Raw genomic sequence first — 14,271 nt, 5'->3', positions numbered from 1 at the left:
CGGGGCCCGGAAGCGACAGTTCTCGCGTTACGAGTCGGAGCCGTCGAAGGAAAACAGTTGGTTGTTTCCGCCGTCTGCATCCCAGTGGCGCAGTTCGGCACCGGGCTCGGCGTCTCCCTCCCAGACGTCGACCGCGAGGTTCGCATGGGTCGGTTCGATGGAATAGGTGTCGGGCGTTCGCGGGACGATTTCGAACCGCTGGTACTCCTCGTCCGCCCACGTCCCGAGTTGCAGTTGCGTACCGGTGTCGCCGTTTCCATCTGCGGCCTCGAACACCAAGTCGGAATCGTCCGCGGCGTCGATACGGTAGATTCCATCCTCGAGTTCGGTGACTTGCCATTCCTGATCGTCGACTTCGCTCACGGTTTCGGTGTAGACATCGGCACCGTCCGCTAGCTCCGCGGCGCTGACGACGATATCGTCCGCGTTGATCTCTGGGGTGATCTGGTAGGTCCCCTCCGGAAGTTCCTCGAGTTCGCCGTCGCCCTCGTCCGGATCCCACTCGCCGATATCCGCCCGCGGGTTGTCGACGACGTACTGGACCTCGACGTCCTCGTTCGGGTCGTGTTTCCACTCGAAGTGGAGATCCCAGGCCTCGTCGTCGGCGTTCCACACGAAGTAGTGATCGTAGGCGAACGTCGCGTTCCCGATTTCCACGGGATCGGCGCGCAGCGACGGCCGCTGAGAGCCGAACGGACTAACGCCCTCGACGACCGCCGCGGGCGCCGCGTCGCCCTCGAGCGTGACTGTTCCCGTTTCGAGCCCGCCGCCGTGATTGTTCACGAGGACCGTCTCGTCGGCGTCGACGCGGATGTTCTGGTCGGTTCCGCCGCCGCGAACGTCGCAGTCGATGATTCGAACGTTCGAGGTCTGTTCGCCGGAGACGTAGATCCCGTACTCCTGTGATCTGTCGTCCTCGTCGCGATCGTCGTACGTCCGGAGATTGCTGATCGTGACGCCGTTTGACGGGTCGTGTTGGAAGTCGTTTCTCGAGTGGATGCGGACGGCCTCCCAGTCGCAGTTCTTTACGACGCCGCCCTGAATCGTGACGTTCTGGTTGTCCTCGATGAAGATTCCGCCGAACATCTCCGAGATATTGACTTCGCCGATGGTGATGTTGTGCGATCCCGAGACGCCGAAGATACCGCGGGCTCCGCCGCGGACGATGACCTGATCACAAGTCACGTCGTGCGTGTCGTTGGCGACGCGGAACCCGGCGTAGCCGCCGCCGGGGTCGATGTCCGTCCCGACCACCGACCCGACGGTCGCGTCCGTCGTGTCGTTGAGCAGGACGCCGGCTCCGGCATCCGTGCCGTTTACCATGACCTTCCCGATCTGAATTCGATCGACGGCGTACGTTTCGAAAGCGTGGCCGCCCGAGTTCTCCACGTAGACGTTGTCGATCTGAATATCCTCACAGCGAACGGTATCGTCGCCGCGTCCGTGAGCGAAGCCGTCGATCCGTACGCCGATGTTTCCGCGCGGGCTCTCGTCGGTCATTTCGATGTGAACGTTCCCAAGCCGAAGGTTTCGCACGCTCTGGAGGAACATCCCGAAGCGGGGGTTACCGACGACGTGGAGGTTGGGGATTTCGACGTGTTCGGCATCGGAAACCCTGACCGGATCGACGAGCGATTCGTCGCCCTCCTCTTCGACGCGCATCGGTGCCGGCACGTCGAGTACCGTGTAACTCGGCAGTTCGATTCCCTCGATCACGTCCGAGTCTTCGTACGGGTCCGGCGCGTCTTCGGTCGTTTCGACGGGGCCGACGGTGCTCGGCGAAACCACCGCGACCGTCTCCTTCCAGTCGCGCCCCTCGGTCAGACTGTCGACGGCCGCCTGCGTCACCTCGAGTACATCCTCGCCGCTTGCTACGGTCTCCTCGCGATTATCGGCGTGGAACACTCCGTCGTCGTCCTTCCAGACGATCACGTCGGCGTCGCGTGCGGCCGTGTAGACGTGTTCGACCTCGAGTCCGTGCAGGTCGAACAGATCGTGTCCCTGCGCGTCGATGTCCTGGTTCCACGGGCGTGCGTTGGTTCCGCCGCTATTTCCAGTATCCGCTGCTCCCGAACCGGCCATCGCAGCGCCGACGGTTCCGACGCCGAGCATCCCCAGCGCGGTCCGCCGCGTGAGTGATAGACCGTCGTTTCCCTGTCTGTCCGATCGACTACTATCTGCTAAGTCATCTCTTCCCATGGTCGCTCTCTCTCTCGAAGCCACATTTATAATTACTGAATATCTCTGAAGGCTATCAGTGATACTACTAGTCCGAATCGAGGAGCGGCTATGGTGACAGCCGATGGTGGACGGTGTGCGGTCGCGGTGACTCCGGAGCAAGCAGTCCGTCCGCGAACCGAGTCAGGACGCTGCTACTCACTCGCGTAAATGGTCCGCGCTTCGATTCCAATAACGGTTCTCATTCACGCCGTTTCATTTCCCGTACCTTGCAACCTGTGTGAACGGATCGGTTGGACTCTTATTTTCAGACGGCCCGATACGTATTACTGTCTCGCCGAAAAAATCGACACAGATGACGCGAATGCAGCCGATGGCGCTCAAAACCGAGTTCGCTACTAATCCGCTCGGCATCGACGCGCGAGAACCCGATCTCCGCTGGCGGGTCGACACGGAGCGACGCGGCGCGAGTCAGACCGCGTATCGTCTACTCGTCGCCTCGAGTCGGGAACGACTGGCCGACGACGAGGGTGATATCTGGGATACCGGCAAGCGGGAACGTACACAGTCCTCGGTCATCTACGACGGGCCGCCCCTCGAGTCCGGCACGGACTACCACTGGAAGGTACGAATCTGGGACGGCGACGACGAAAGCGCCTGGAGCGATCCGGCGATGTGGGGTGTAGGATTACTGGATCCGGATGACTGGGACGCAAACTGGATCCGCCGCCCCTCCGAGATCGGCGTCAATTCCCCTCTCGAGTTCGAACGCGGACAGTTCACCTACGCTCGCCGCGAGCTAACCCTCCCCGACGACACTTCCGTCGAACGGGCCCGCGCACACGTCGCCGCCTGCCACCAGTACGAACTCTCGGTCAACGGCGAGCGCGTCGACCGGGGGCAGTCGTTTTCCTATCCCGACTCCCACTACTACAAGACGGTCGATTTGGCCGATGCGCTTGAGGCGGGCGAAAACGCGATCGGCGCGCTCTTTACCTGGCACGGGGAGGGGCAGGGACGGCCGGCCGGCGAGCCCGGGCTTCTCTGCCAACTCGAGGTCGAACTCGCCGGCGGGAGCGAACGGACGATCGTCACCGACGACGCCTGGCGACTCCGGGAGGCCGAATGGGACGAGAAGGCTCCGCTACGGAACGAGGAAATCGGCGAGTCGGTCGAGCTCGTCGACGGATGCGACGCGCCCCGGGGATGGTCGAAACCCGGATTCGATGATGAAGGGTGGGATCCCGCGGGCACGATCGGCTCTCATCCGACCAATCCGTGGGACCGACTCATCGCACAAGATCGCGAGGTCGTCGGGTCGCGGGTCGAACCGGAGTCCGTAGCCAGAGTCGACGAGGAGACGTACGTCGTCGACTTCGGTCGAATTTACCCCGGCCTTCCGATCGTCGCGTTCGAACACGGTACCGCCGGACACCGCGTCGACCTGCGGGCCGGATACCGTCTCCAAGAGGACGGAACGGTCCACGAGCAAGCGGGAACCCAGTGGACAGATATGCGGTACGGGTACGTCCAGCGCGACGGCGAGTGTACGTTCCGGCCGTTTAACTACCTGGGAATTCGGTACCTGCAGATCGACGCGCCGGGCGAGGAACTCGAGCCCGAGCAGGTCTCGCTGCGCGCGCTTCACAACGAGGTTCCAGACGAGCGCGCGGCGACCTTCGAGTCGTCGAACGAAACCGTCGACGAGGTCTTCGAACTCGCACGTCACTCGGCGCTCTACGGGTGCCAGGAGCAGTTCATCGATACGCCGACTCGCGAGAAAGGGCAGTTCCTTCTGGATGCGCTGAACATCTCGGCGGTGTCGACGCGCGCATTTGGAGAGCGCGCACTGACCCGTCAGGCGATTCTCGAGTTCGTCCGCTCGCACTACCGCTACTGGGAAGCGGAAGGGAGGCTGAACGCCGTCTATCCCAACGGCGACGGCAAGCGCGACATTCCGGATTTCACCGAGGCCTTCCCCGAATGGGTCTGGCAGTACTACCGGATCTCGGGCGACCGGGCGATTCTCGAGGCAACCTATCCCGTCGTGCAAGCGATCTGTGAGTACATCGCCGACCACGTCGACGCGGAAACCGGTCTCGTGATGAACCTCTCGGGCGGCGAGGGCGGTCCCTACGAGGAGGGGATCGCCGACTGGCCGCCGGAGATGCGTTACGGCTACGACCGCGAGTGGCCCGCCCGAACAACGATCAACATTCTCGGCGCAAACGCCTTCGACAAGGCCGCTATCATCGCAGAGGAACTCGAGCGCCCCGTCGACGAACTCGAGACGTACCGGAACCGACGAGCGAGCCTCGAGGCCGCGATTCGGACCCACCTCTTCGACGGCGAGTTGTACGTCGACGGCTGTGACGCCACCAATGCTAGCGATAGCCGGTCTCAGCACGCTAACGCCTTCGCGCTCGCGTTCGGACTCGTTCCAGACGACGCGGTCGATCGGGTCGCCGATCACGTCGCGGAGATGGGCATGCAGATAGGGCCGATGATGGTCCCGTGGCTCTGTCAAGCGCTCGAGGCGGCGGATCGAATCGACGCGTTGGTCGACTTGGTCACGAACCCCGATGACGACGGCTGGGCGAACATCCTCGAGCAGGGTGGGACGTTCACCTGGGAAACCTGGCGTTGTCGCGATCCAGCCCTGCCGACGAGCGAGCGACGAAATCGGAGCGAGTCCCACGCGATGGGTGCGCCGGTGCTCGTGAGTATTCAGCGCGCTCTGCTCGGCGTCCGCGTCGCCGAGCGCGAGGGGGGTCATCTCGAGATTTGTCCGCCGGCGTCGGGCCTCGAGGCCGCGTCCGGACGGGTCCCGACCGAACGGGGAACGGTGGACGTCTCTTGGAGTCGGGAGGGCGAGTCGTTCGGACTCGAGGTGACGGTGCCCTGGAACGCGACCGCCTCAGTGACCGTCCCCGTCGACGCCGAGGCCGTGCGAGTCAACGGAACGGCGTTGACGGCGGATGACGCTTCGTCATCGAAACCGGACCCGTCGTCGGGACCGGCTCTCGAGGGCGTCACCGTGACTCGATTCGGCGAAGCGGTTTCTATCGACGTCGAATCCGGTCGGTACCGGTTCGAACTCGAGTAATCCGTGATCGAGTCGAATCGCCCGATGAACCGTCGATCAGCAGTACGCGACAAAACGGTTGGCGCGGAAGGATTAACTGATTCGCTCGAGAGCCTTCCGTATGAACTGCTTCGCCGATAATCCGCTAGCGTCACGAACTGACGTTCAACGCGCTGTTCGACAGTTGATCGACCCGCTCGAGACACACCGCAGTCCGGGCTCTGCCCGCGTGAAACCCGGGTCGGCGAGCGCCTGGTTTCCCGAGACGGCGGCGGAATTGGAGGGATTCGCCCGTCCGCTGTGGGGACTCGTGCCACTCGCCGCCGGCGGCGGTGACTTCGACGGTTGGCCGCGGATCCGCGAGGGAATCAAACACGGCACCGACCCTGACCATCCGGAGTACTGGGGGCCTGCGGGTGACAACTCCCAGAAACACGTCGAGACCGCCGCCATCGGATTCGGACTCGCGCTCGTTCCCGAAATCCTCTGGGATCCCCTCGAGGCGGAGACGAAAGAGCGCCTCGCGGCGTACCTCCGACAGGTGGACGACGCCTCGCTCTACGACTGCAACTGGCTGTTCTTCCGAGAGCTGATTCACCTCGGGCTCGAGCGCGTGGGGGTGGAGTACGACCGCGAACTGTCCCGGGAGACGCTCGACAAACTCGAGTCGTTCGCGATCGGAGACGGCTGGTACGCGGACGGACCGCCCGAGGAGAACGCGGTGGATTACTACATTCCCTGGGCGATGCACACGTACGGACTCATCTACGCGACGGTCGCCGAGGAGATCGATCCCGACCGAGCCGATCGCTTCCGCGAGCGAGCCGTCGAGTTCGCGCCGCAGTTCAGACACTGGTTCCGTCAGGACGGTGCCGCGCTTCCCTACGGTCGAAGTCTGACCTACCGCTTCGCACAGGCGGCGTTCTGGGGCGCGCTCGCGTTCGCGGACGTTGAAGCGCTCCCGTGGGGTGAGATCAAGGGGTTGTGGCTCCGAAACCTTCGGTGGTGGGCCAATCAGCCAATCTTCACCGACGGCGGCGTGCTCTCGGTCGGCTATCGGTACCCGACGCTGAAAGTGAGCGAGCCGTACAACTCGCCCAGTTCGCCCTACTGGGCGCTCAAGGTATTTCTCCCGCTTGCGCTCGGGTCGGATCATCCCTTCTGGCAGGCGGAGCCGAAGCCGCTCTCGGAGTTACCCGAGCAGGTGGTCCAACCCGAACCGAAATTGGTCGTCTGTCGGGATCGGACGGCAGATCATCACTACGCGCTCGCCGCGGGGCAGTCGACGCCTTACCTCGAGAAGTACACCAAATTCGCTTACTCGAGCGCGTTCGGATTCGGCGTCCGAAGCCGCCGTCCGGGCCTCGAGGGAGCGGGTCACGACAGCGCGCTCGCGCTGAGTGAAGACGGCGGGAACTATCGAATCCGACTCGACGTCGACGAAACTGGCGTCCGGGACGAAACGCTTTACTCCCGATGGACTCCCTGGGACGACGTCCGCGTCGAAACGTGGCTCGCTCCCGCCACCCCGTGGCACGTCCGCGTCCACCGGCTCGAGACGGACCGACCGGTCCACAGCGCCGAGGGCGGCTTTGCGTTGCCTCGGGGCGATGACGATAGATCGGAGCCCAACGGACACCAAACGAGCGACGGGAGCGCGCGGTGTCGGTCGCCGGGGGGAACGAGCGGCATTCGCGATCTCCGCGAACGACGCGAAGGCGAAACCACGGGGCAGGATCCGAACACGAACGTCTGTCACCCGCGAACGGTCGTGCCGACGCTCGTCGGCGAGCACGAACCGGGAACTCACTGGCTAGTCGGGGCAGTCACGGCGGCTCGCGCCGACGGCGAGGACCGATGGAAGCGGTCACCGCAACTCGCGTCCGCCGACCCGCTCGTCGTGACCGACGCCGACGGCGAGGAACTGATTCGATGTGAACGCGAATAGTGAGAACGGCTATCGAACACGGATACTGAGAACTACTCTCGAACACGAGTAGTGAACGCTTCCGTCCAGACGGCACAGACCGTCACAACCGCCGAGTCTGTAACTGGTTTGGACCCGCGGTCAAACGAACCGACACTGCGGGAACGACGGTAATTTCGCCCCTACCAGTATCGCTCCCACTGCTCGGTCGCCCGAACCAACCCCTCGACGTAGAAGTAATCGCCCCAGAGACAACACTCGTCGAAGTCGCCGTCGGTCCGATGGTACGCACCCTCCCTCAGAAGCCCGTTCGAGCCGTCGGGATCCGCGGTGTAGTTCTCGGCGAGCGACTCGAGCGTCGCGAGGGCGGCGTTGCGATACTGGCGTGTTCGATCGTCAGCGCTCGGGAGAATCCTCGAGAGTTCGTCGAGGCCACACGCGGCGATTGCGGCGGCGGAAGAGTCACGTACTCCGTCGTCGGTCGGGGCGTCGAAATCCCACCGCGGAACGTGATCCGCTTCGACGCGCTCGAGGTAGTAGTTGGCCAGTTTCGACGCGAGTTCGGCGTCGGCGGACTCGCCCGTGTACGTCGCCGCGATCGCGTACCCGTAGAGCTGCCACGCCTGGCCGCGCGCCCAGCAGGAGTCGTCGGCGTATCCCTGGTGGGTTTCCACGCCGACCGGTGCTCCCGACTCGATATCGAATTTGAACGTGTGAGCGGTCGAAGCGTCATCCCTGACGATGTGTCGGACGTTCGTTCGGGCGTGGGCGTCGGCTATCGTCGCGTACCGTTGCTCGCCGGTCGTCTCGCTGGCCCAGAAGAGCAACGGGAGGTTCATCATCGTATCGGCGATCAGCCGACCCTGTACCCATTCGTCGGGTGCTGACGCGTCGATCGGCCCCCACGCCTGAATCAATCCCAGGTCATCCCAGTATCGATCTGCCAGCAACTCCGCGGCGGCGACCGCGAGTTCCCGGGACTCGAATTTCTCGGTCAGTCGATAGCTGGCGACCGCCGAGAGCGTGTAGAGAAATCCCAAATCGTGGGTCTCCACGTCGCCGTCCTCGAGCCGTCGAGCGAACGTCTCGAGTTGCGTTTGTGCCGCGTTTCGATACTGCTCGTCTCCGGTCACCTCATAGGCGAGCCAACACTGTCCGGTCCAGAATCCGCTGGTCCACCCCTTCGAGTTGTCCGTCGACGGATAGACGAGGTCGTCGCTCGAGGCCGTCGGAAACCGATCGTGAAACGACGCCAAATTGGAATCGATCACGTCGACCGCGTCGATCAACGCCCCACGGAATGCTGATTCGGGGGTCGATCGACACCTGTCGTACCGGCTCGGGACACCCGGATCGGAAACGTCAGCTACGAGTGTCGAGGAATTTCGCGTCATACGATAGAGCACACGACTATTTTTAATAAACGCACCGACGGTCACAACTGCTCTCGAGCGTGATCGTCGACGGCGGATCCGAGAAGCATCAGTCTCCCAGTTCGAATTCGTGAACGGTCAACATCGTTTCCGGGGGATGTTCGTTGCGAGGTCTGTCGCGATTCGGCTCGAACGCGACGAACTGGTGCTCGGGGTGTGTACAGGTCGAACGCCGCGGCTGCCCCCGCCCAAACGGGCGCTCCCTCGAGCCGCGTTCGCTCCCTGTATTCGGTGTTCGAGTCCATGGAGCCAGCGCCGAAAGCTGTGGGAGTTGCGTTGTTGAGCCTACGGAGTTCGTCGCTCGTCCGAATGTCGACGGTTCGACGAGTCGACTCGATCCGGCGGCGAGTCGTCGTCGGTGTCAGACGAGTGCTGATAGTCCGAGAGCGGCACCGATCGTTTCTCAGCCTCGAGAACTGCGTCGCGAGTACCGGATTGCCAAGTGGGAAATCGCGCCGATTAGTACGAGGCCGATTCCCCAGACGCCGATGATCGCCGGCCAGACACCGGTGTTGACGATGGCCGCGACGACGGTCACTACCAATCCGATCAGGGCGACCTGTATCGAACGCGATCCGCGAAGCGGTTCGGCGAGCCCCAGGCCGAACGAAGACGCGGCGCTAGTCGAGTCAGACTGGTTCGAACGCTGCTCGTCAGTGGCATCGACGGACATGCTTCGATATCGTTCCGAACGATGTTATCTGTTTCGGGAGGGTGATCGATTTCCAAGAGCAAATTCGTCTCGACCTGTCGACACACTGTCTAATAACCCACTCGCGACCCCTTCCAAATAGCTCACAATCGCTTCCTCGCCCGCCGGTAGCATCCCTTTGGAAGGCAACTCGAGCAGCCAATTTATGATGGATTACTGCTATATCTGTCTCTGTGTAATATTGATTATTTAGAACACTAATACACGGTAGGTTCTCTTCAAATACCGATGGTTCACATTGGATCGGTTTAACCGATTGCCGCTTATCACATCCTCTAGCTGATACTTATGGTATTTCTCCACGTGTTCGCCGGTGACTTTCGCTCGCCGAAATTTAAAATCTTGTTGAAAAGGGACTTTTCTAATATATTTCAGCAGCGTTTCGGGAATTGAGTCTTTATCTCTTCAAGTTACTGGGTATTATATGATTAATATGGGAATTTACAGTAATTAGTATTGTGCAAGTACCACACTATTAAATTGGTTTAAAAATAACATGAACTAGTTTATTCATAAAATCGAAAACGCAACTCCTTCGGCACTGCTCAATACTCACTCGAGAACGGCTTCGACTGCACCCATTACGTGATTAACCTTCTCGACGTCCGCGTTGTATCCCATGTGCCCGATCCGAAGGATGTCGTCGGCCAGCTCCCCGAGTCCGGTCGCCAAAACGACGTTCTCCTCTTTTGCGACTCGTCGCTGTACTCGTTTGGCTTCTCCCGGCAGACGAAACGCCGTCACGGTCGGCGACTGCAGTTCGGGGGTGCAGTAACTCTCGAGGCCCAGCTCGGAGCCGCGTTCGCGACACCGTAGCGCCGCGTTCTCGTGGCGAGCGAAGACGTTCTCGAGTCCTTCCTCGAGGAGCAGGTCGAGCGCCGTCTCGAGCGCGGCGACGTTCGCGCTGAGGTGGGTGTAGGGAAACCCGTCGGAGACGTCCCGCCACGGGAGGAAGTTAGTGTACAACGAGGATGGCTCTCGCTCTTCTATTCGCTCCCAGGCTCGGTCACTGATCGCCGCAGTCGTCAACCCCGGCGGCGCGCTGAAACACTTCTGGGAGGCCCCGAGACAGACGTCGATTCGATCGGTTGGAACCGAGGTTCCGCCGAGCGAGGAGACGGCGTCGACGACGCTGAGGACGTCGAACTCCTCGAGGAGGTCCAGAACGGGCCCTAAATCGTTGAGCGCACCCGTCGGCGTTTCGCAGTGTACAAGCGTCGCAACTGAAAACGGTTCATCGGCGGACGCCGCCGCCTCGAGCGTCGCTTCGACGGTATCGATATCGTACCCCTCGTCGTACGGCCCAGAAACGAGGGTCGCGTCGCCGTCGGAAGCGTCGACGAAATCCGCAAACCCGTCGCCGTAGAGCCCGTTAGAAATACAGAGGACGCGGTCGCCGGGCGAAACCAGCGAGGAGATCGCCGTCTCGAGGCCGAGGATACCTTCACCGCCGAGGACGACGACGTCGTGGGACGTTTCGTATATCGCTGCCAGTTTCGTACACGTTTCGTCGTAGCGGGTAGCGAACGCGGCTTCCACATCCGGGTTCGGTTGTTCGGCTGCCATCGTCTCCCGTACTGCCGGCGGCACCGCCGTCGGTCCGGGTGTGAATTGCATGTCTATCCGTGCAACCTCCAATCATTAGCCGCTTGCGGTCGGGTAGCTCTCTCGGTCTTCTGCTCGATCCGATATCCTCGAGAGGCCTATTTCCGAACGCTATCGCTGTCTAACAGTACCTCTGGTAAGATTTAACAAGATTGATTTAGTTGTACGAACCGTGATTTCCAATGAACGGAATCGATGATAGTTCGTCGACGGACGATCCAACTGATTCATTCGTCCAGGGTGACGACGAGACCGGACCACGAATATCATTTTACGGCGGCCGAGGAATGAGCGCACTGCCGATCGTGTTTTTTATCGTCTGGGCGATTTTCCAGACGGCGCTGTTGCGCATCCAGTCTGAGAGCGGGTTGATCGTCGGCATTCTGATCGGGATCATCGCGGGAATGTTCTTCGTCCGCGGAGACTGGGCGTCGTACGCGAACACGATTTTCGAAGGGATGACTCAACCCGTGGCGGTGACGGCCATCGTCGCCTGGATCTGGGCAGGGATGTTCGCCGAACTGCTTCAGGACGGAGGGTTCGTCGGCGGATTGATCTGGCTCGCCGATATCGCCGGGATCGGAGCAACGCTGTTCCCCGCGGTGACGTTCGTACTGGCGGCGCTGTTCACGACGGGCATCGGGACCGGATACGGAGCGGCAGTTGCGTTCGTCGTCCTGTTTTTCCCCGCTGGCATCTTACTCGGAGCGAATCCCGTCCTCATGTTCGGTGCGATCCTATCGGGGGCGATCTTCGGCGACAACCTCGCACCGGTAAGCGACACGACAATCGTTAGTGCCGTCACGCAGGACTCCGATATCGGCGGCGTCGTCGCCTCTCGATTCAAGTACGTAATCATCGCCGCGGTCGTCGCGTTCGGCGGCTACCTCGTCGCCGGTTCGGCGATGACCGGTCTCGATATCGGCGTCGATGCACAGGCGATTCTCGACCAGGAAACCCAGGCGATCGGCCTTGTTCACCTCGTCTCGATGGGTGTCGTCATCGGGACCGCCGTCGCAGGGCGTCACATCGTCGAAGCTATTTCCTGGGGAATCGTGACCGCTATCGTCGCCAATCTCGTCCTCGAGTTGATGACGATCGGCGGTATCGTCTCGTTCAATGCCCCGCCGGACGCCCCCTTTGCCGAGCCGCTCGATGCGCTTCCGTTTTTGACGGTCGTCGAGGACGCCGACGCGGTCGGCGTGAGCGGAAGTCTCATTGCCGGCGCGTCGGGTTTCTTCGAACTCGCTATCCTCGTGTTGTTGATCATCGCGGCGGCACAGATCATGATACGAGGCGGAGCCTTCGATGCGATCCTCGAGTGGTCGATCGAGAACCTCGCGACGAACGTTCGCAACGCCGAACTGACGATGGTCGGTTCCGCGGCGCTGATCAACGCCGTCATCACTATCAATACGGCCGCAGAGGTCGCAATCGGCCCCTACATCTCGAAGATCGGTGAGCGATTCAACTTGAACGGCTACCGCCGGGCGAATATTCTGGACGGACAGACCGCCGCACTCGGGTACATCTTCCCGTGGTCCGGCGGTGTGTTGGCCGGCTATACGGCGATGCAGGATCTACCCGAGGCCTACGACTGGCTCGAGGCGGACATGCTCGTCACGCCCATCGACGTCGTTCCGTTCGTCTTTCAGGGGTGGCTATTGGTGGCGGTCTTCGTTATCGCAGCGATCACCGGGTTCGGGAGAGAGTACGTTACCGACCGCGAAAGTGAGGAGGTGGCACGAGTATGAGTTTGTTCGCGAAGTACCTCAAGGGATGGACGTTCCGTAGTACTACACCGTCGTTCGACGTTGGCGACGAAATAGCCGTCTTTATCGCAGAAACGAACAGCGATGGACACGGCCACGCGTACGTCGGCGACACCGAATTCACCGTCGAAGGCGCCGGTCTCGGCACCGTCGAGAAGCGCGTTCTGGTTCGTGTCACCGAGTTCGACGAGGCGACCGCGACCGGTCGCGGCGAGTTTCTGGACGTCGTCGGCGAGAGTTCTTACACCAAGTAACGAACAGCTCTCTCGCCCGTTCTCGGACGACCGACTACGCCGGTCGTTTTCGCGACCGATATATTGAGTGTACACCCAGACACCAAACAAACTCGTATAATATAGAATATATCTCTGTATTTCTATCGGCTACCAAGTAGTTATTGAGCAAGATGCCGTTCGATCGCACCGCAGGTTCGATACTGCTCAGTACAATCAAATATCCCCGATACTGGGCGTTTGTTCCCCGAAAACAGCACTTGACGATAAATCGTTGGAACGGAGATACTTCGTCTAAAATTCCGTGAAGATCCTGAGAAACGAGTACTCTCTCCTCTAGCATTCCCCGATGAACGAAGCACCGATCGTATTCGATACGACTGTCGGACCAACCGACTTTCACCGTCGATAAAAGGGAAAGCTCGAGAGATTTAGATGTAGATGTATGAGATAAGTTTACGAAAAGTCGATTCTGAACCGCATCTCTACAATCGACCATTGTGGAGAAACTGAAGAACCAGTTTCGACCGTTTCGAGGGTCGATCGACGAACTCGAGCGCTCGCCCGCTTACCTCGAGGCCTCGAACGCCTCGACGCCGGCTCCGGCGATTGCAATGTCCTCCGAAACGTCGCCGCCGCTCGCACCGACAGCACCGACGACCTCGCCGTCGACCTCGAGCGGAATTCCGCCGCCGAACGTGACGACGCGGTTGTCATCCGTGGACTGGAGCCCGTAGACGTCACCACCCGGTTCGGATCCCTCTTTGAGGGCTTCGGACGGCTTTTTGACGGCCGCCGCGGTGTAGGCTTTGTCGCGGGCGATACTCGCGGCGACGAGTTTCGCACCGTCCATTCGGCGAAATCCGATCAAGTTGCCTTCGTTGTTCGTCACGGAGAGGTTCATCGGAACTCCGAGCTCCTGTGCTTTCGATTCTGCGGCGTCTAAGATTTCCTTCGACTCGTCTAGTGAAACCGTCTGCTGGCTTTGCATTACGCACTCGAGTACAGCGTCTTCCTATAAACTGTCTTTGGAATAGCAAAGCGCTGGGTCGGTCGTTTTTCCGATTCAGCCGGGGCCGGCGCAGCGGTGATAAACAGTATCTCTATCCGGCTTCGTCGGATTATCGAAGACAGCTGTCCGTCCCACTATCGGCCCGTTCGTGTTCGTTTTTCCGTCCGTCTCCGTTCTAGACCCATTCTTCTGTCCTGTGTTCGACTTCTGTGACGCGGTTTCGTCCACGAAAACGAGTATCGGCGAAACAGTTCTCTGTCCGGTGATGGCGGACAATTCTTGTTCCTTTGACTTACAGATATACGCCTGTAATG

9 protein-coding genes are annotated in these 14,271 nt (G+C 60.9%); 4 read left to right on the top strand and 5 right to left on the bottom strand.

The window, feature by feature from the left end; all coding sequences use genetic code 11:
• Nucleotides 1-27: 27 nt before the first annotated feature.
• Nucleotides 28-2,199 carry an RICIN domain-containing protein gene (locus ACZ5C7_RS02110; RefSeq protein WP_464374742.1) on the bottom strand — a complete coding sequence of 724 codons (2,172 nt, stop codon included), beginning with the start codon at nt 2,197-2,199 and terminating at the stop codon, nt 28-30.
• 334 nt (nt 2,200-2,533) lie between these two features.
• On the opposite strand from ACZ5C7_RS02110, the gene ACZ5C7_RS02105 reads away from it, so the two are divergent.
• Both ACZ5C7_RS02105 and ACZ5C7_RS02100 read left to right on the top strand, forming a co-directional pair.
• Entirely contained in the window at nt 2,534-5,284 is a 2,751-nt protein-coding gene (locus ACZ5C7_RS02105) for a family 78 glycoside hydrolase catalytic domain (protein ID WP_464374741.1), read from the top strand.
• A gap of 100 nt (nt 5,285-5,384) precedes the next feature.
• Nucleotides 5,385-7,211, top strand: a complete 1,827-nt coding sequence (locus ACZ5C7_RS02100; RefSeq protein ID WP_464374740.1) for a DUF2264 domain-containing protein — start codon at nt 5,385-5,387, stop codon at nt 7,209-7,211.
• Between the two features lie 161 nt (nt 7,212-7,372).
• On the opposite strand, the gene ACZ5C7_RS02095 is transcribed toward ACZ5C7_RS02100, so the two are convergent.
• From ACZ5C7_RS02095 to ACZ5C7_RS02085, 3 genes are all read right to left on the bottom strand, one after another.
• On the bottom strand, nt 7,373-8,584 hold the full coding sequence (locus ACZ5C7_RS02095) for a glycoside hydrolase family 88 protein (protein WP_464374739.1): 1,212 nt from the start codon (nt 8,582-8,584) through the stop codon (nt 7,373-7,375).
• Nucleotides 8,585-9,026: 442 nt separating this feature from the next.
• Complete coding sequence (locus ACZ5C7_RS02090) at nt 9,027-9,296, bottom strand: hypothetical protein (protein ID WP_464374738.1); 270 nt, start codon at nt 9,294-9,296, stop codon at nt 9,027-9,029.
• Between the two features lie 591 nt (nt 9,297-9,887).
• Nucleotides 9,888-10,952 (bottom strand): pyridoxal-phosphate-dependent aminotransferase family protein, encoded by a 1,065-nt coding sequence (locus tag ACZ5C7_RS02085; protein ID WP_464374737.1) that lies wholly within the window; start codon nt 10,950-10,952, stop codon nt 9,888-9,890.
• 170 nt (nt 10,953-11,122) lie between these two features.
• Here ACZ5C7_RS02085 and ACZ5C7_RS02080 point away from each other — a divergent pair, with 170 nt between their 5' ends.
• Both ACZ5C7_RS02080 and ACZ5C7_RS02075 read left to right on the top strand, forming a co-directional pair.
• A complete protein-coding gene (locus ACZ5C7_RS02080) occupies nt 11,123-12,694 on the top strand; it encodes a Na+/H+ antiporter NhaC family protein (protein ID WP_464374736.1) in 1,572 nt (523 codons plus the stop codon).
• The gene (locus tag ACZ5C7_RS02075; RefSeq protein ID WP_464374735.1) at nt 12,691-12,966 is read left to right on the top strand and encodes a DUF7513 family protein; all 276 of its coding nucleotides are present in this window, start codon (nt 12,691-12,693) and stop codon (nt 12,964-12,966) included. The genes ACZ5C7_RS02080 and ACZ5C7_RS02075 overlap by 4 nt, the downstream gene beginning before the upstream one ends.
• 547 nt (nt 12,967-13,513) lie before the next feature.
• On the opposite strand, the gene ACZ5C7_RS02070 is transcribed toward ACZ5C7_RS02075, so the two are convergent.
• A complete protein-coding gene (locus tag ACZ5C7_RS02070; RefSeq protein WP_464374734.1) occupies nt 13,514-13,936 on the bottom strand; it encodes a GlcG/HbpS family heme-binding protein in 423 nt (140 codons plus the stop codon).
• Nucleotides 13,937-14,271: the final 335 nt, after the last annotated feature.

The sequence above is a fragment of the Halostagnicola alkaliphila genome, from assembly GCF_055379965.1.
The sequence above is the reverse complement of the archived record's forward strand: the minus strand, read 5'-3'. Positions and strand labels throughout refer to the sequence as shown.

Bases quoted from the DNA above. Each gene is read 5' to 3' on its own strand.
- ACZ5C7_RS02110 (WP_464374742.1), bottom strand. From the start codon at position 2,199: ATGGGAAGAGATGACTTAGCAGATAGTAGTCGATCGGACAGACAGGGA.
- ACZ5C7_RS02105 (WP_464374741.1), top strand. From the start codon at position 2,534: ATGACGCGAATGCAGCCGATGGCGCTCAAAACCGAGTTCGCTACTAAT.
- ACZ5C7_RS02100 (WP_464374740.1), top strand. From the start codon at position 5,385: ATGAACTGCTTCGCCGATAATCCGCTAGCGTCACGAACTGACGTTCAA.
- ACZ5C7_RS02095 (WP_464374739.1), bottom strand. From the start codon at position 8,584: ATGACGCGAAATTCCTCGACACTCGTAGCTGACGTTTCCGATCCGGGT.
- ACZ5C7_RS02090 (WP_464374738.1), bottom strand. From the start codon at position 9,296: ATGTCCGTCGATGCCACTGACGAGCAGCGTTCGAACCAGTCTGACTCG.
- ACZ5C7_RS02085 (WP_464374737.1), bottom strand. From the start codon at position 10,952: ATGCAATTCACACCCGGACCGACGGCGGTGCCGCCGGCAGTACGGGAG.
- ACZ5C7_RS02080 (WP_464374736.1), top strand. From the start codon at position 11,123: ATGAACGGAATCGATGATAGTTCGTCGACGGACGATCCAACTGATTCA.
- ACZ5C7_RS02075 (WP_464374735.1), top strand. From the start codon at position 12,691: ATGAGTTTGTTCGCGAAGTACCTCAAGGGATGGACGTTCCGTAGTACT.
- ACZ5C7_RS02070 (WP_464374734.1), bottom strand. From the start codon at position 13,936: ATGCAAAGCCAGCAGACGGTTTCACTAGACGAGTCGAAGGAAATCTTA.